The organism is Hymenobacter sp. YC55, assembly GCF_029433095.1.
Classification (GTDB): domain Bacteria; phylum Bacteroidota; class Bacteroidia; order Cytophagales; family Hymenobacteraceae; genus Hymenobacter.
This window is the reverse complement of record NZ_JARNTX010000001.1, coordinates 527,072-545,163: the sequence shown is the minus strand read 5'-3', so window position 1 is coordinate 545,163 and position 18,092 is coordinate 527,072. Positions and strand designations below refer to the sequence as shown.

Below are 18,092 nucleotides of genomic sequence, written 5' to 3'. Positions count from 1 at the left end.
TTTGGACTAAGGTTTTACATTGCACAAAGCTGATTGAGAGGCATTTCTCAACACCATCTCGTCCAACTATTATTAAGGCTTGCAACAGCTATTCTGCTTGAATTTAAAATGCCTCTAGGCAATCTTTGTATGAAGCTCGCGTATTATAGAAACAAGCATCCTAGAATTACGCAACAGAAAGTAATTGTATAAAACTTTTGCTTCATGGGGCAAGGAATACGCAATATCATCCCTTAAACGGCTGTATAGGTACTGGGGCAAAATGGACAGTTCGCCCACGAGGTTTTGCTTGGCTACTGCTTTCCAATGCCCTTCTGTAAAAAGCTTAGCATCTATAGTTGTACCTAGCACAGCTTTATACGCCTCAAATACCAGCCAAGAGTAACTGTACTGGTGCCACATTGAGGCCAGGTACTTCTTAGTCATGCGCCCACTTGGCATGTAATGCTGCAACGTTAACGCAGAACTATAAGCAATTTGGTAGCCAGCCAGTTTGAAAATGTAGCACAACTCTACATCGCCGCCACCAACTACTTTATTACCTATTCTATCAGTAAGGTAAAATTTAAAACCTTTCTGCTTAATGCTTGTGTACGCGGTTTTTCTAAAAGCCATACCGGCTCCCACTATATACTGATTACCTTCTAGGATCTCAAAGTTCAGCTTACCCTGTGTGCCAATCGCGTAGGAATGCTGAAAAAAAGGCAACCAAGAGGGAGGCGGGGTTTCAAACACTCCTATGTTATTACCACCTACTACCGCTACTTGTGGGTGTGCATGTAGTAGTTGGTAGGCGTTGCTAACGTAGCTAGGATCCAACCAATTATCATCATCACAAAAAATCAGAAAATCATATACGGCCTCCCCTATCCCCTTCTCACGAGCAGCTGATAGCCCAGGCGTACTCTCATCTACTACACGGAATGGAACAGCAAGACTATAGTGTTGCCATTCTGCTTCTGCTTTCTCCCTAGTATTATCACTAGAGTTGTTGTCAACAATGATTATCTCCCACGGTATAGCGACAGACACGTTTTGATTAGCCAAATGCTTTATAGTAGCACCAAGTCTGGCAGCACTATTGTGGCAACACACAATTACTGAAACCCCTTTCATTTTTTCAGGTAATGCAAGGAATATGGATACATAAGTTTCAAAAACAATTTTTCACCTAGTATGTACCTTGACTTGGAATAAAAGAAAGCAGGAGAAATTTTCTTAAAAAAGAGAGCCCGCAAATTTATAGCTAAATTTTGGTCTATTCTTTTGTCAACAATAAGATGTTTTAGTCTTTCGGCTAATACCTCTTGCTTTTTATAGTTTGTAATGACCCTTTTGGACTCTAGATAATCCAGAAGTTTTATATGTTCTGAATAAAACAGCCCTTTAGCATAAGCACCACCACTTACATCCTTATCGTGCTTACGGAAATAATTTAGTATTTTTCCTGAACTATATACTTTACCCTGTAGCGCAATTTCAATCCAGAACAACCAATCTCCACAAAACTTATAACTAGTGAAGTAAGGGCTAATCTTATAATAACAATCTTTCTTAAAAATGCACATGCTAGCATTTATAATGGCATTGCCAAGCAACATTTTATTAGCAATAAAATCATCTCCTGCTAGTATTTGATTAAATCTATCAGCTCTTGTATTCCAAAATATATCGCCATTATTGTGAACAACAAGCGATTGGCAAAACGCAATTGAACAGCTCTCGTCAATGCCTTTTATTAAGGTTTCCAATAACGTTGGCTCACACCAATCATCACTTTCAGCTATCCATATCCATTCTCCTCGTGCCAGTTCAATACCTTTTTGCCATTGTTTGAATGTTGTACCACTGTTTACTTCATTTAAAACAATATAGCTTACTTTCGGATGCTCACGATATAGTTCTAATATATCACGGCTGCTATCGCTAGAGCAATCGTCTAATATAATGACCTCTAAATTCTGGTATGTTTGATCTAACACGGACTTAATCCGTTGTTGTAAAAACGAGGCGTGGTTATAATTAGGGATAACAACGGAAACCTTTAGAAGCTTCTCCTGACTATTTACCATCATCAATAATTACAGTAGCTTGTACAGGTGAAAAAAATATGTGTTTCTCTTTAGGTAAGGCAGTTGATATTATTTAGACATAAGCTTGAATTTTGGTCAAACGAACTTATGAACTGTTACAACCTCACTTAGCTGTTTAGTTTGACCTTACTACTCCAATGCGACGAAGTTTTAGCATTGGAGTAGTAATATTTTTGCTCTAAGGTAAGCGCACTAGTATTTTCATACCAAGGTAAGTGACGTGCGCTATAAGGTGACCTAGTTCTAAACGCATAAAGCATTCCTGCATCCCCAAATCGGTTGGGTGGGTAGAGCGCAAACGTCGTGTCTACCATAGCTTGATATGCTAAAATTTCTACTTTCTTCTTTTGAAAGCCGGCTTCCCACTGTCTAACTTCATCGCGGTTAGCAAAATGAGCAGGCAAGTCCTCGGTCAATAATGATAGCCCAACTTTTCCCAACGGATATTTATTCAGGAGATAGTGAAGAACCGTCAAAAAGTCGTTGGGACATTCTTCAACCAATTCCAAGTCACTGTCGGTATAGACGTAATAGGAATCTTTAAAATAATCAAAGATTTCAGTGTCCCAAAGTGCACAAAAACCAACGTTTTTACCCAGATAAAACACTTTGTAAGGGGTTTCTCCATAAAATTTTAGCAGTGGTTCATAATTAGAATCATTGTCAAGGATGTAGATATTCTTGTAGCCCCTCTTTTCCAAAGAAGCAATTAGCCGCTGAAGGTACGTTAGCTGGTTACGATTGTTGATGATGATAGGAATCTCATAACATTCCTTGGCAAACTTTTTACGGTATGCTGGCAGTTCAATCATGGTCCGAATAGACCGGTATTGCCTCTTCATACTCTCTACGGCCAGTATCTTCCAATGCGATACTTTGCTTAACAATCGCAATTGTACTTGTAGCATGGGATGCCGCAACATGTTAGATTGCGTTTTTTCTAATTGCTCTCTGTCTGTTAGTAGCTTTCTAATTACAGCGGGCAAATAATTCTCTATAACCCAATATTTTTCCTTAACGGCAAGCTGATTATTAGATAATTTATCGGTACCACCGTGTCGACCTACCGGCAGGTGAGTTACAGTAATATTCTGGTGTGCATATTGTACTGTAGGCCATAAAAGAACTTTTAATAAGAAAGTCCAGTCTGTAGTTAATACCAAATTTTCATCATAGAAATCAAATTCTTGAAACAGAGTATACTTGATAAAGGAAGCCTGGAGTAGATTATCCAGCTTCCAAGCGTATGTTTCTAGATCAAGTTCTGCGGGCACAACTAGTGTTTCCAGTGTGCTGTCAGGATGCACTTTAATTAAATTGCCAAACAGCACATGCTGATCCTGCCCTGCGGCCAGCATCCGAGCTACTACTGTTTCCTCACTAAGTGTGAACCCGCTATTTAAAACCAGGACGTAGCCCTCCGTAGCACGAACCAACAAAGTTGCCGTTAGTGCATTCAGAGCAACATGCTTTTCGCTTACCCAATGCGTAATGATGTTACTATACCGTTCTATAACAGACAAGCTTGCCTCATCCGAACCATTGTCAGCAACGAGACATTCTATTGACTCATATGTCTGAGTGGCTACGCTCTCTAGCGTTTGTCCCAGTCCTATGGGGTTATTATCGTTGCGAACTATGATGAAGAGTTTTGGGTACTGCATTGCTTGCGCTTTGGTCCTCTGTTTAGAATGCGAAGCTACTATATGAAAGTTTAGGGGCCTTACCAGATATAGTCTGCTGTTATGCTCTATTCAATCGAATAGATTTATTCCCCTAAAGGCGCGGTATTGTACCTGCCTGAGGGAATGATATTGCACCAGCGCGTAATAAGCTGGGCTTATCTTAATAAGATTTCCCATCATTTTCATTAAGCGCAATGGCTGCCGCCGTTCTTTCACCACTAGATACACCAACTTGATATACTCGTTACTGCTTTGGGCAAGCATCGTCTTGCGCGACTTATTGTCTAAGGCGCTAGACTGGTATACATAGGCAAAGCACTTCTGACGTTCGTAGAGTTGATTGCCATTTGCCTCTGATGCTTTACTAGCATTTGCTCCATGCTCACGGTAATTGTTCAAGCAAGCCGCCTTATAAGCTATTTTGCCTAACAAACTCAGCTTTATATACATCATCCAGTCACCAGTGTATCGGAAACTGGTATCTACTCCCCCAGCAGCTTCTATACTGCTACGTCTGAATAGTACTGCACTAGCATTATTTACAGTGCATTGCAATGATAAAAAACGCCGAAGCTCTGTTTTACCCTCTGCAATGTAATTATGGTCCCAATAATCCGTTTTAAAAATACGCTCTTTTATATCGGATATTTTACCTATTGGCTCCCCCTTCTCATTAACTATGCGTGAATCGCTATAAGCAAAAGCTACTGATTCGTCGTTATCAAGTAATGGAATTAGGGTTGACAAAAAGTCAAGCTCAGCAAAATCATCACTTTCTGCTATCCATACGTATTCGCCCTTGGCTAACGAAAGGCCTTTTTCCCACTGTTTGAAAACACTGCCACTATTTTTAGTGTTAAATACTGGCTGTATCCTCTTATCTAACGCAGCATAATTTTTAATTATTTCACTACTATTATCTAATGAGCAATCATCCAACAATATAATCTCAATGTCTGAGAACGTTTGATTTAGCACACTGTCAATCCTTTTCGGCAGGTAAAGTGCATGGTTATAGTTTGGAATTACAACTGAAACCTTAGGACGATTAAGTGACATGTCAAACTATTCAAAATCAAATTATTTTCAAGCTTAAGCAAAAGCTATTCTACATTAGCCTTTTTTAATATATTATTACGTATGTATCTCTTAATCAAATTTACTAGATGTTTATCTGTTAAGCTATATGAAGCAAGTTTTACAATATTACTTAAAATTAAGCTATGTGGAGCACCCATATCAATAAGACGTTTCACAAAGTCATGAGTAGCATTTTTCTCTAATAAAGCATTTTGCTCTTTATCAACACTCACTACACCGAAAGGCAAAGCGGATTTATACTTTGCTTGATATTTCAAAGCATTGATTAACCATGGCTTATTAATTGTGCCATTTGAAAAGTGCTCTATCAATATATCAAATGTGACACAAATACGATAATGAGGAAATATACTTGCACAGAAGTCTACATCATAAAAGTGAAAATCCTTAAATGTCTTTTCATCAAATTTATGCTGCAACCACACGTCTTTGCGCGAACATAACCACAGACCGTCTAGCACTGCGACATCTGCTAAACCCGTTTCTTTTGGATTAGCTGATAATAATTCAGAATCCTTGCCTGGCAACTTTTGCAATATCTGAATTCTATTGAATTGAGCACCAATTGACCACCAAGATGAAGGAGCCTTAATTTGGTATTCGCTTCCGGCTACACCTAACACACCAACTGTTTGGTCAGATAAAATATCTTCTACAATACTACCCCACTCCTGGGTGTGAAAACAAATATCTTCATGCATAAAGCATAATATATCATACTTGCTCTGAGACGCGCCTATATTGTATGCTTGGCAAATACTATACTCACCTTTTCTATTATCAACCCCTATAATTTCGTAAGGCACACCAACTGTACTCTTCACATTCCTGCTTACCAATTGCAAGCTTTTGTCATCACGAGAGCAAATGATTACTGAAATCATAATACTTTAATTGATCTAACTAAAACTTATATCCTAATATTAATTTAAATATACTCCTTAATTTATAATGAGCAAGGTAGTTGATAATTTCATGCTTACTAGCTTCTAATTTCTTAACACTCTCCGAAAGATTATTTATGATACTATTTGTATGCTTATTATAAATATAATCTTTATTAGCTTTATGTTTAGCCTCTAAGTCGGTTACTAACATTGATCCAACAACAATTCTATAGCGAAAGCACACTTCGTTTAGGTAGTATAGGTTTCCACCAGAAAGAAATATATGAATCCACATCTCCCAGTCTTCATGGCCCATAGCAGGCATCTTACCGTCATATCCACCTACTTTCTTCCATGCTGACTTTCTAAATATTGCGCATGCATCTATATAATTAGAATTAAGTATTCTAACAAGGTCGAAAGAGCCAGCTTCGCTCAGACCTGTTTTCCTTATTCCATCATTATCACCAAAAAAAATAGCATCACCGTACACTACATCAACAGATGGATCTTTCTCTAAAATACCCACTCCTGTCTTTAGATAAGCCTCTTCAAGCATATTATCGCTATCCAAAGGAATTATATACTCACCTGATGCTATATTTATTCCATTATTCCTCGCTGCAGCAAGCCCTTGATTACTTTGATTAATAACGATATACTTGTCCTTGTTCAGGGATGACACAATATCATTGGTATAGCTATCAGTAGATCCGTCGTTAACTATTATGATTTCATAAGAATAAAGACCGTAAAAACGCTCAACACTCATGATAGCATCATAAAGATACTTGCCATGGTTAAAACAAGGAATTACAATTGATACCAAATTTTTCATTTACAGCCCGACAATCATTACCCTTTGGAAAGAACTATCCTAAATAATCAAGACTTATTTATACCAATTACATATTCCCCACTGCGACTTATTTCAAATTTATATCTCTGAAGAATTGCTATAATACCTTCCGAGACATTAAACTCATCATGCAGTTCAATAGCAATAACTTTTGTTTTTTCGAGGAAATGTAACGAATTTTTATATTCATCAAATATAAATCTTTCGCCTCCTTCTACATCAATTTTCAATAAATCAATTTGATTAATATTGTACTTACCTAATAAATCATTAACACTTATCGCATCAACAAAATCTCCTCCTACATTCTCTTCAGTCAAAGAAATAGACCACTCTTTACCATCTCTAAAACTTCGATCAAAGTAGAGTTTAGTACTTTTGTTCCATAACCCGCTTTTAAGTGTCGTGGCATCTATGTTGTTTATTCTTATATTTTTTTCTAGCATATTATAATTAGCAGAGAAAGGCTCTATGGAATAGACTTTTGAACCAGTAAACTCTTTACTAAATCTTATGGTAGATAGACCAATATTACTACCCGCATCAATTATATTCTTTACAACTACACCTTTTAACCTTACCAATTCAATAAGCTCTTTGAATTCATCATCAATAAATATCTGTTTAACAACATCAACATCGCTTGTGTGCTTTCTACACAATATTTTAAAGTTCTCATTTCTATTGCTGAACTCAAGGAGATTACCATGCCTTGAAACTTCATAACCAAAAGATTTTATAACTTCTATTTTCTTGTTTTCATCAATTAAGTATTTAAAATTATTAACATATAATTTATTTGCTTTTTCATAAAATTTAACAACATAAATACCAGCCAATAGCTTAATTGAATCTAAAAACCCCCACTTAGCAAGTACATTTTTTATTTTGGACATGGCTTTTTTATTTTACAATTTAAAATTCATCTATTGCAAAATAGAGACTTTAGAATGAGGTACTATATATCCATGGTTAGCAGAGTGCGGATATAAGCGTCCTTCAGTAGGAGACTCAATTATTTCAAAGCGTATAATTTCGTTCTTAAAATCTATAGTTTCAGTATTATGAGAACCAGCCCAAAAACTAAGATAATATTCACCTGGAATTAAAGGAGGACAATCAATAATTACTTCTATTTTACTTTTTCTATCGCCCTTAAATTTTAAAAATTTTTCAAAAGTAGGTAAGGCTTGTAACAGAACAGTACCTACATTATTACTCAAATCGATTGCTATAAATGCATCCTTATGATTAGCAAAATGAGCATAGCTCATATCTAGTTTAATTTGATATGAACCACTACTTCTAACTATATCAGCAATCTTAGCATCAATCAAAGTAAGCGAAGATTCAGGAGTAACCTCCGTAGCCGTCCACTGATCTGTGATTCTTTGAATAGTGTTCCTTTCACTGATGTATTTCTCTACAGCCGTATCTGTTATGCCTGAATAACTAACAACTCCTTTGCTTAATAATATTGACCGGTTGCATAAATTTTGAACTGCACCTAAGTCGTGACTTACAAAAAGTACGGTACGTCCATCATTCACACTCACATCTTTCATGCGACCTAAGCACTTTTTCTGGAATTCAGCATCACCTACTGCTAGTACTTCATCAATGATTAAAATTTCCGGTTCTAAAAAAGCTGCTACAGCAAATGCCAATCGCACATACATACCGCTACTGTAACGCTTTACAGGCGTATCGATGTAACGTTGTACACCAGAGAAATCGACAATCTCATCGAATTTTGACCGGATTTCGGCCTTAGTCATGCCCAAGATTGCCCCATTCAGGAATATATTTTCGCGGCCAGTCAACTCTGGATGAAAGCCTGTGCCAACTTCCAACAAGGAAGCAATGCGGCCATTAACTTTGATGCGTCCCGTAGTAGGGGTAGTGACTTTAGAGAGCAGCTTAAGTAATGTGGATTTGCCGGCACCATTACGACCGATAATACCCAACACTTCGCCCTGTTTCACCTCGAAGTTCACATCCTTCAACGACCACACGTAGTCGCTGATACCCTTAGTAGTGCGGTCATTTGTTTCGCCCACTAAACCAAAGGGATCCTCCTTGCCACGAATGCGAGCCCACCAGCGATTCAGGTCGTGGCTAACGGTGCCGGTGCCTACTTCACCTAGGCGATAGAGTTTGCCAAGGTTCTCAACTTTTATAGCAATGTCGCTCATCAATGGTTATGCGGCCAGTAATACAGTTTTCTCTATTTGTGTCAGGGCATGCCCGCGGTAGCGGGGCCATATTGGTAATGAGGTTACACCGTATCCGTGAAGCTTTTCTGCACTTTGTTGAAAATAACGATACCAACTCCCAAAATCAGCAACGTAACGACCGTTGTGTAGGCTAAGTGTAGCCAGTTGAAGGTTCCCGATCCTAAGAAGCCATAGCGGAATGTTTCCACAATCGATGTCATCGGGTTGGCCAGCAGCAGCAATTGGAACTTGGCCGGTACACTCGACAATGGATAGATGACTGGTGTAGCATACATAAACAACTGCACACCGAAAATAAGCAGCATAGCCAAATCACGGTACTTCGTAGTGAGGGCACTGAAGATCATACCTAGGCCTAGCGAGAGCAGCCCCATCAGTACCACCAGCAGCGGCAAGAGTATCAGCAGCCAAGTAGGTTGCACACGGCTGTCGGCAAGTAGGTAATACACCCAGAGCGCCACGAAAAGAGCCAGCTGAATTCCAAAACGCACTAGGTTGGATAGCACGATAGAGAGCGGCATAGTCAGGCGAGGGAAATATACCTTACCGAATATGCCTGCATTGGCCGTGAACACCGTCGAAACGTTCGTTAGAGTTATAGCAAAGTAGTTCCAGACCGTAATACCCGCCATGTAGAACAATAGCTGCGGCATGCCATCGGTAGAGAGCTTTGCTACATTGCCAAAGATGATAACGTAGGTAAGTGTGGTAAGCAGAGGCTGGATAAAGAACCATATTGGCCCCAACACAGTCTGTTTATAAGTCGAGACAAAATCTCTCCGTACGAAGAGCATTATCAGGTCTCGGTAACGCCACACTTCGTCTAGCCTCAGGTCAAATAGGCCAGTCCGCGGCTCGATAATTTCCGTCCATCTTTCATCCTTAGACGAGTCAATGCCCGAAGTTGATCTGGTTTGTTCTAAAGCTTCTGTGGTTTGCACAATAAGTTAGATAATAAGATTTTATTCAGTAAGCCTGAAAGCAACCACAGCCAAAACAAAGCTCTATGGCTCAGCAAGTTCCCACTAACGCACGCCTCGTTTATAAGGCAAAGGTAGCCCAAACGCACAAAACGCCGATTGATAAGCTCGTCTTCTCTACTATTTGAAATCTGCTAAATCTCGTTTCCGGCTATGCCGGACGAGCCGTCTCGAAAGCGTCGGCGTACACAGCAGCTACTCCTTCTTCGAGCCTGATAGTTGCTTTCCAACCTTTTTCAGCCAGCTTGCTCACATCCATCAGCTTGCGCGGAGTACCGTCAGGATAATCTGAGTTGAAGCGGATAACTCCTTCGTAGCCTACGATGCGCTGTACCAGTTCGGCTAGCTCGCGGATGCTGAGGTCGGTGCCAGTACCCACGTTCACGAGGCCGGGTTCGTTGTAGTTTTCTAAAAGGTAGAAGCAGGCATCAGCCAAATCATCAACATGCAGGAACTCACGGCGAGGTGTGCCGGTGCCCCATACTTCTACTTCGGGTGCTCCACTAAGCTTGGCTTCATGAAACTTGCGAATCAGGGCTGGCAGCACGTGTGAGTTCTTGAGGTCGTAATTGTCGTGAGGCCCATAAAGGTTAGTGGGCATGGCTGAAATGTAATTGCACCCGTACTGGCTCCGGTAGGCGTCACACATTTTGATGCCCGCAATTTTCGCAATGGCATACGGCTCGTTAGTGCTTTCTAGCTCACCGGTTAGCAAGGCATTCTCCTGCAAGGGTTGGGGCGCCATTTTGGGATAGATGCACGACGAACCCAAGAACAACAACTTCTTCACGCCATTGAGGTAGCTGTGATGAATAACGTTGTTTTGAATCATCAGATTGTCGTACAGAAACTCAGCTCGGTAGATGTTGTTGGCATTGATACCGCCCACTTTGGCCGCTGCCAGTACTACGTAATCTGGCTTTTCTGTAGCGAAAAACTCGGCTACAGCTTCTTGGTTGCGCAAGTCAAGCTCTGAGGATACGCGCGTCACAAAATTGTGGTAGCCTGCTTTTTCGAGGCGGCGTAGGATGGCGGAGCCCACCATACCGCGGTGGCCGGCTACATAAATCTTTGCGTTCTGTTCCATGAGGTAAAGGCTGTTTTCTCGTCCGATTACGCCGCAAACACTAGCGACACATCAAATAGTTTGAGAAGGAGTATCAGTTAGTTTTCCACCAAGTTAGGTTTACTGGCGCAGCAGCGCTAACAGGTGCCGTAGTTTGAGACCTCAAGGTCTGAACTAAGGTAGCAGGCAGCAGGCCTTTCACTATCGGGCTTAAGGTAGAACCCAGAATCATGCGCCGGGTCCGCGAGCTGTAGCTCATTAAGCCAGGTAACTTGGCCCAAGCAATAGGCCGGGCAGCGGCGGCGTCGCGCTTGGCCGTCCAGTTGATTTCCCAGTAGGTATACAGATTGCGCCGCTCGTCCGCAGTAAGCTTAAACTGGGAACCGTAGGTGGGGTTTTCCTCGCAGCTTTCCACCATTTTCACCAGATTAGGATACCATTTGGGAGAAGTAGCGGTACGCTGGTCGGGGTGCAGCTGGTAAGCGGCTAGCATGTCGGGAATGGCATAGCCGGGAGCGAAATGAGCTACCCTATACCATAGGTCAATATCAGCGCACATATCCACTTCTACCCGCATGCCACCTGTTTTCTCTAATACCTCCCGGCGCACAAAGGTAGCATGCTGAGGCGGCACGAACTGAAAGAGTATAGAATGCGGAGTAATGGGTCCGGTGAAAGAATTGGCATATTCTATTTTGTCGTGCAGGTCGATGCCATATTCGCCGCCGGAAATAAAGCTAGCTTCGGGGTGGTTTTGAAAGGCTTCGGCCATGCGCCGGAAAGCGCCTGGTAGATAAAAGTCGTCACTGCTTTGAATAGCTAGGATTTCGCCGGTGGCCGCAGCCAGCCCTTTTGTTACCGCATCCACAAAACCTTTGTCGCGCGCCGACCACCACGTGAGCCGGTCGTCGTACTTTTTTAGTACCTCGACCGTTTCGTCGGTAGAGCCCCCATCGGAAACGATAACCTGCACCTCACCTGGATAGTCTTGGCGGAAGATGCTAAGTAGCGTCCGCTCGATAAAGCGGCCCTGGTTCCAGGAAGGGATAATAACGGAAAGCGAGGGGAAAGCCTGCATAGGTTAAGAACAGCCTTTAGTTGGTTAAGGCATGCACATCAGCCAGCCACAAGTCAAGCAGCTCGATTTCTTGCGCCGTAACGATATTTTCTTTGGCCAGTTCGGCATAAGCGCGGCGTAGATTCTCACTTACGCTCACGGATTTGTCGATAGCGCGCGTTACAGCAGCAATTACACGGTTGGGATGCAGATAGCACGGAATTTCGGACTCGAAATCCTTTACGTAATCATGCGGGTTGCGCTCCTGTAGTACCGTGGCTTCGGTGAAGCCAAGCCGATAGCCGTGCGCCCACAAAATGGGTTGCGCTACCAGACCACGCAGAATGTCGGTGAAGCGGAACGTAACGTAGGCCGGCAGGTAGAGCAACGGAAACAGTTCGCGGCGTACTGCTGTGTTTTGCGAGTTGAAGGGGCAGAGGGTGCCTTCTGCCAGCACGATAGGCGCCCGCTTATCAAAGAACACCTCCGTATTGTCAACGAGGCGGTAGATGGCATCCACGTCCGGGTCGCTGTCGGCCAAGCCTTGCCAAATACCAATTTTTGCGGTTTCAGTGGTCAGTTCCTCTTCCTTTAGGTTATGGTCCTGGTTGAGAATGAGGTCCAGGGGGTACCCACGGGGCCAGATATGGTGACTCGTGAAATTCTTGTATATGTTAACAAAGCCTTTGTTGGCCGGCGAAGTGGCAAAATCACCTTCCATCGACGGGAACGTCCAGTCGTCGTAAGGAATATTGTCATCGTCGGTATCCACTATTACCTGCGCTCCTTGCTGTATGGCGTGCAGGTAGCCCATCATTTTGCGGCCATAATGGTTGAAAGGCAGCTTTGAGGCCATTTTAAAGCCCATTGCCTCCTGGTCGGCCACTGATAAATACACTACATTCGGCTCACTCCAGGCAGCAGGTGACTTCTTGTCGCCGGCTACAACCAACTGATAATCCGGCAAACCGGCAAATTTGGTAACCGCTTTAGTTGGGGCAAAAATGGAGGTGATAACGATGCTCGTAGTCGTACTCATGCAACTTTTTAAATGAGATAAAAACCCAGCGAATCCGGCGGCGCAACAACCAAATGAGTTTGATTGCGCTTCTTAGGAAGAACCGAAACTGCTTTGGAGTCGCAAAGGTAGATGATTTTCAGCAAGCAGATTTATTGCTTGTTTGTATTTAACCGGAAGTAGCAACAATCCCTCAGCTTATATTAGGCCATGACGATCCATTCCATATGCCTTGCTCAGCATATTATAATCTTATACAACACCTGTGTGTCTTGGTAAGCATCGATTAATTGTATATTGCTCTACAACAGTATTTTATAGGTTTAATAAGCATCTTGTTTAGCTTTGACAGATATATGTCGGTAGCTAACATTACAGCCGCAGTGCTACCTGCCTGTTACTATTTTTCGAGTAACAAGAGCACATACACACTTAGATTAATGCAATAAGAAAGCTTTTTACAGCAAACTCATGTTGGCTGTATTTTGAGGCCTCATTTCACTTATCGATTTGCAAAGAAGCTGCTCACGATACTCGCTACTTCGCTTACGTGCTCTGGCTGCATACCCGGCCACAATGGGAGGCTCAGGCTAGTAGCAGCAAGTTCATCAGCAATGGGGTAAGCACTAAGATGCATGTGAGCATATGCTTGCTGCTTATGCGGTGGCACTGGATAGTGTATGAGCGTGCCTATGCCGTACTTTGTTAAATGCTGTTGCAGAGCATCTCGAAACTGCGTACGGACCACATACAAGTGATATACATGGTTGGCACCAGCGGCTACAGTAGGTAGTATTAAATCGCCAAGGCCCGCAAGGTGTTGATCATAGAGGCGAGCCACCTCCTGGCGTTGTTGGGTCCAGATAGGCAGGTAAGTCAGTTTCACCCTGAGTACTGCAGCTTGCAGCTCATCGAGGCGGGAGTTATGCCCAATTACCTCGTTGTAGTACTTCTGCTGCGAGCCATAGTTGCGTAAGGTTTGTATTCGAGTTGCTAACTCAGCACTGTTAGTTGTTACGGCACCAGCATCCCCTAAAGCACCTAGGTTTTTACCAGGATAAAAGCTTGTTCCGTTAACAGCACCAAAACTACCAGTAAGTCTTCCCTCCCACGCGGCACCCTGGGCCTGGGCATTATCTTCTACCACCCACAATCCATGGCGCTCAGCTATAGCCATAATTGGTCCCATGGCGCAAGCCTGGCCATACAGGTGAACAGGCATAATACCTTTCGTACGCGGGGTTATAGCAGCTTCAAGGCAAGCAGGATTAAGATTGTATGTAAAAGGGTCAGGTTCTACAGGTACTGGGGTAGCCCCCACAAAGGATACTGCCAACCAAGTAGCAATGTATGTGTTGCTAGGTACTATGACTTCGTCGCCGGGCCCTACTTGCAACGCCTTCAGTGCTAGGTGCAAAGCATCCAACCCATTAGCTACTCCCACGCAATAGCTTACCTGATTATAATGCGCATAAGAAGCTTCAAAGGCCCGAACTTCGTCGCCCAGTATATACCACTGCTTGTCGTACACTGCTGCCATAGCCGCCAAAATCTCTTCTCGTAGCGGATCATGCTGAGGCGCAAAGGATAGAAAAGGAATACGCATAGCCAGTTTTCGACGACAAAAGAATATGAAGATGTTGCGCAGCTATGCTCATGATTGGCATGGCTAGAATTTCAATAAACAGTTAGCCGGCTGCTTTAATGCAAGCAGTACTTATGTAGCACAAAACCTATTCGGCATTTTCTATACTTAAGCCAGTCAGTAATCAGGGTAGTTGAGCAAATGGGGAATTATTGTACCCCCGTTTTGCTAGTGCTGTACACGTTCTTAACGACGTAAAGCGGCCTATTACGCGCGGCGTCCATACCACGCCACACATATTCGCCAATAATACCAAGCGCAATCATCTGGAAAGCTGATACGAACAGTACCACTACCATAAGCGTAGTCCAGCCAGCGGGACCTTGAGGTGCGAAAATCCTCAATCCAATTACGTACAGACCATATAATAATGCTGTTACACCTAATAGCAACCCTACAACCGAAATAGCTCGAATAGGCGAAAAGGAGAAAGAAAGCAAAGAGTCAATAAACAGCTTAAGCTTTTTTTGCAGAGTCCAGCGCGACTTTCCTATTTCTCGTTTTCGGCGCACATAAGGAATATTGACGTAGGAGTAGCCTAACCATACCATCAAATAAAAAATGTTGCTATTGCGCTCCTGCATGCGCACAATCTCATCACGAACCTGCCGATCGAAAAACACAAAATCAAATCCTCCGTCAGGAATATTGCGCAGGGCCATATGCTTCATCAGCCAATGAAACAGTTCGGACATCCACTTTGATAAGCCTGTCTCTTGCCGGTCTTGGCGGTTTCCAATAACAAGCTTGAAGCCCTGTTGCCAGTATTGGTACATCTGCACCATCAGTTCAGGCGGGTCTTGCATATCGGCCGTGATAATGGCCATACAGTCGCCGCCTGCCTGCGCCATACCGGCCACAATAGCATTGTAGGAACCTACATTGCCAACAAGCTCAACTACTTGAATTCGGTCGGGATACTGTTTCCGAGCAGTTAACAATGCTTGTAGCGTTTGGTCGCGTGAGCCATCATCTACAAACACATATTCAAATTCTACCTCCGGTGGAAATCTGCCTTCGTTAGCAATCAGTTCCCGTACTGTAACAGGGATGTTGTCTTCGTTGAAATAGCAGGGTACGATGACGGAAAGCTTGGGCATTGAGCTAAGATGGCAGTAAAACAAGCAGAAAAACTACTGTTAAGCAGCATGGTGGCAGGCTAAAATATGCGTAGTTCCTCCCAATCTGAAGCCGAGCTTCTCGCATGTGCGGAATACAGCGCGATTGGTAGCCTGAGTGGTCATCAAAACGTAGCGGGCCCCTTGCTCACGCGCTCGGTACACAGTCTCCGACACTAGCCGCTGATGCCAACCTTTATTCTGCGGCCCCACTGCAGTTAGCACTACTCTTGATAAACCAACTCCAAGCTTGGAAGCATCAGCTACAAGGTCACTGATAGCCAAGAACGAGTCGACTGAAACATCAGGCTCATTAGGTACGAGCACAGTGTCGCAATAACCTTGCACTGCAGCACTAGCATAGCGGGCAAGAAAAGCATCAGCGCGGGTAGCGCCAAACCACATATCCGCATGAAACCGGTCATAGGAATTGCGAGCCGCCGCTGCAATTTGCCCAATGTGTTCGGCCTCTTCTAGTCGCGCTGCCCGCACGGCGTATCGCGGCTGCCTGAACTCTTCTAGTTGGTTGTGATAAAACTGCATGCGAGTTTCTATAAGTCGCCAACCACTACTAGTTAAGGTTTGCAATAAGGTAGTATCCTCTACAGGAATTTCACTGAAGCAGTAGAAGCCGCCTGTGGCGGCTAATTTTCTCTGCCAAGCATGCAGGGCAGCAACCCGATCGAGCATGGGTGCAGCTTGGTCAAAAAGACCAGTCAGGAGCTTAAAGGTCGGAACACCAAAATACTCAGAATCCCACGGCAGGGCGGTATACAGTATCTGTATTTGTTGCCCGTGTTGCTGGTAAGTGAATATCTGCTCATGCACACTGGCAGGAAACCGAGCAAAACGTCCTGCACCATACATTTCAGTTTGCGGGTCGATGGGCAAATCCCGCAAAAAATTGTAGGGAGAATAAAATGGAAGTACAGACGCCCGTTTGGATAGTAAACTGGCATTTACGCCTTCCATATTTGCCGAAACTGATCATGTTGCCGAATGTAGTCCTGCTCATCGTAAGTGGACGAAGCCAAAACTAGTTGTACCGCTGAGTGCGAATACTGCATGGTGTGCCACACGTTTGGAGGAATGTAGAGCCCTACATACGGGTCTTCAAGGCGAAACAATTCTACCGTACCATTAGCTTGTTCTGCCGTAACAATAATGCGGCCGGCTACGGCCACTAGCACCTGCTCGGTGATGTGGTGCGCATGCCGGCCGCGTAGAACGCTCTCTGGCGTGTAATACGTCCAAAAAACGCGCTTTACTTCGAAAGGAATGTACTGCGGATGTTCTGCTATAGAAATAAAGCCAATATCGGAAGCCCCCACCTTGGGAAACTCAATTAGGTAGGGAACCTTCATTTGCTTTTATTTCACGTGTGCCTGAAAATACTCAAGAGTACGACGCAAGCCTTCAGCCCGATCCACCTTCGGTTCCCATCCAAGAATTTCCTTCGCCTTGGTGATGTCCGGCTTACGCTTCATGGGGTCGTTTTCGGGTAAGGGCCGATAATCAGGCTTGAACTCGACACCAGTGAGACGGGCAATTTCTTCACCAAACTCCTTAATGGTGATTTCCGCTGGGTTACCGATGTTCACCGGCAAATGATAGTCACTGAGCAGCAACCGATAAATACCTTCTACAAGGTCATCGACATAGCAGAAAGAACGTGTTTGCGAACCGTCGCCGAATACAGTCAGCGCTTCGCCGCGAAGAGCTTGCGACAAGAAGGCTGGCAACACGCGGCCGTCGTTGAGGCGCATACGTGGGCCGTAGGTGTTGAAGATGCGAATAATGCGCGTTTCCAGACCGTGATGGTTGTGGTAAGCCATCGTAATGGCTTCTTGGAAGCGCTTAGCCTCATCGTAGCAGCCACGGGGGCCAACGGGATTTACGTTACCAAAGTACTCTTCTACCTGCGGGTGAATCTCCGGGTCACCATATACTTCGGAGGTGCTGGCAATGAGCACCCGGGCGCCTTTCACGCGTGCCAGACCGAGCAAGTTGTGCGTGCCTAAAGACCCTACTTTCAGCGTTTGAATTGGGATCTTGAGGTAGTCGATGGGAGATGCGGGTGAAGCGAAGTGCAGGATGTAATCCAGCTTGCCAGCCACAAATACGAATTTCGAGACGTCAGCGTGGTGAAACTCAAAATCCTCGCGGCCGAACAAATGCTCGATGTTGGATAGGTCCCCGGTGATGAGGTTATCCATGGCAATAACATGGTAACCTTCTGCCAAAAACCGGTCGCACAGGTGAGACCCTAAGAAGCCAGCTCCGCCGGTAATAAGTACGCGTTTCTTGTCAGACATAGTAGTTGAAGTTGCAAGCAAAACGCTGCAA

General features: G+C 43.7%; 17 protein-coding genes. All 17 read right to left on the bottom strand.

The annotated features are described in order from the left end of the window. Positions 1–114: 114 nt before the first annotated feature. The 17 genes from P1X16_RS02325 to P1X16_RS02245 all read right to left on the bottom strand — a co-directional run bounded on the left by P1X16_RS02325 (position 115) and on the right by P1X16_RS02245 (position 18,061). A complete protein-coding gene (locus tag P1X16_RS02325) occupies positions 115–1,116 on the bottom strand; it encodes a glycosyltransferase (RefSeq protein ID WP_277226007.1) in 1,002 nt (333 codons plus the stop codon). Further along, positions 1,113–2,075, bottom strand: coding sequence for a glycosyltransferase (locus P1X16_RS02320; RefSeq protein WP_277226005.1), 963 nt, complete (start codon positions 2,073–2,075; stop codon positions 1,113–1,115). The genes P1X16_RS02325 and P1X16_RS02320 overlap by 4 nt, the downstream gene beginning before the upstream one ends. 125 nt (positions 2,076–2,200) lie before the next feature. After that, on the bottom strand, positions 2,201–3,757 hold the full coding sequence (locus P1X16_RS02315; RefSeq protein WP_277226004.1) for a glycosyltransferase: 1,557 nt from the start codon (positions 3,755–3,757) through the stop codon (positions 2,201–2,203). Positions 3,758–3,847: 90 nt separating this feature from the next. Continuing rightward, positions 3,848–4,837, bottom strand: a complete 990-nt coding sequence (locus tag P1X16_RS02310) for a glycosyltransferase (RefSeq protein ID WP_277226002.1) — start codon at positions 4,835–4,837, stop codon at positions 3,848–3,850. A 44-nt stretch (positions 4,838–4,881) separates the two neighbouring features. Next, entirely contained in the window at positions 4,882–5,763 is an 882-nt protein-coding gene (locus P1X16_RS02305; RefSeq protein ID WP_277226000.1) for a glycosyltransferase, read from the bottom strand. Positions 5,764–5,782: 19 nt separating this feature from the next. Further along, the gene (locus tag P1X16_RS02300; RefSeq protein WP_277225999.1) at positions 5,783–6,604 is read right to left on the bottom strand and encodes a glycosyltransferase family A protein; all 822 of its coding nucleotides are present in this window, start codon (positions 6,602–6,604) and stop codon (positions 5,783–5,785) included. A 47-nt stretch (positions 6,605–6,651) separates the two neighbouring features. After that, positions 6,652–7,521: an FkbM family methyltransferase gene (locus tag P1X16_RS02295; protein WP_277225997.1), complete on the bottom strand. Its 870-nt coding sequence runs from the start codon at positions 7,519–7,521 to the stop codon at positions 6,652–6,654. A gap of 30 nt (positions 7,522–7,551) precedes the next feature. Next, positions 7,552–8,820, bottom strand: coding sequence for an ABC transporter ATP-binding protein (locus P1X16_RS02290; protein ID WP_277225996.1), 1,269 nt, complete (start codon positions 8,818–8,820; stop codon positions 7,552–7,554). An 83-nt stretch (positions 8,821–8,903) separates the two neighbouring features. After that, on the bottom strand, positions 8,904–9,656 hold the full coding sequence (locus P1X16_RS02285) for an ABC transporter permease (protein ID WP_277225994.1): 753 nt from the start codon (positions 9,654–9,656) through the stop codon (positions 8,904–8,906). 337 nt (positions 9,657–9,993) lie between these two features. Then, on the bottom strand, positions 9,994–10,956 hold the full coding sequence (locus P1X16_RS02280) for a GDP-L-fucose synthase (RefSeq protein ID WP_277229431.1): 963 nt from the start codon (positions 10,954–10,956) through the stop codon (positions 9,994–9,996). Between the two features lie 46 nt (positions 10,957–11,002). Beyond that, entirely contained in the window at positions 11,003–11,986 is a 984-nt protein-coding gene (locus P1X16_RS02275; RefSeq protein WP_277225992.1) for a glycosyltransferase family 2 protein, read from the bottom strand. 16 nt (positions 11,987–12,002) lie between these two features. After that, entirely contained in the window at positions 12,003–13,004 is a 1,002-nt protein-coding gene (locus P1X16_RS02270; protein WP_277225991.1) for an STELLO glycosyltransferase family protein, read from the bottom strand. A 481-nt stretch (positions 13,005–13,485) separates the two neighbouring features. Next, positions 13,486–14,589, bottom strand: a complete 1,104-nt coding sequence (locus P1X16_RS02265) for a DegT/DnrJ/EryC1/StrS family aminotransferase (protein WP_277225990.1) — start codon at positions 14,587–14,589, stop codon at positions 13,486–13,488. A gap of 188 nt (positions 14,590–14,777) precedes the next feature. Continuing rightward, positions 14,778–15,728 carry a glycosyltransferase family 2 protein gene (locus P1X16_RS02260; protein ID WP_277225988.1) on the bottom strand — a complete coding sequence of 317 codons (951 nt, stop codon included), beginning with the start codon at positions 15,726–15,728 and terminating at the stop codon, positions 14,778–14,780. Between the two features lie 39 nt (positions 15,729–15,767). Continuing rightward, positions 15,768–16,718 (bottom strand): hypothetical protein, encoded by a 951-nt coding sequence (locus tag P1X16_RS02255; protein ID WP_277225987.1) that lies wholly within the window; start codon positions 16,716–16,718, stop codon positions 15,768–15,770. Beyond that, the gene (locus tag P1X16_RS02250) at positions 16,706–17,110 is read right to left on the bottom strand and encodes an FdtA/QdtA family cupin domain-containing protein (protein WP_277225985.1); all 405 of its coding nucleotides are present in this window, start codon (positions 17,108–17,110) and stop codon (positions 16,706–16,708) included. The genes P1X16_RS02255 and P1X16_RS02250 overlap by 13 nt, the downstream gene beginning before the upstream one ends. A 6-nt stretch (positions 17,111–17,116) precedes the next feature. Beyond that, positions 17,117–18,061 (bottom strand): UDP-glucuronic acid decarboxylase family protein, encoded by a 945-nt coding sequence (locus tag P1X16_RS02245; RefSeq protein ID WP_277225983.1) that lies wholly within the window; start codon positions 18,059–18,061, stop codon positions 17,117–17,119. Positions 18,062–18,092 lie beyond the last annotated feature (31 nt).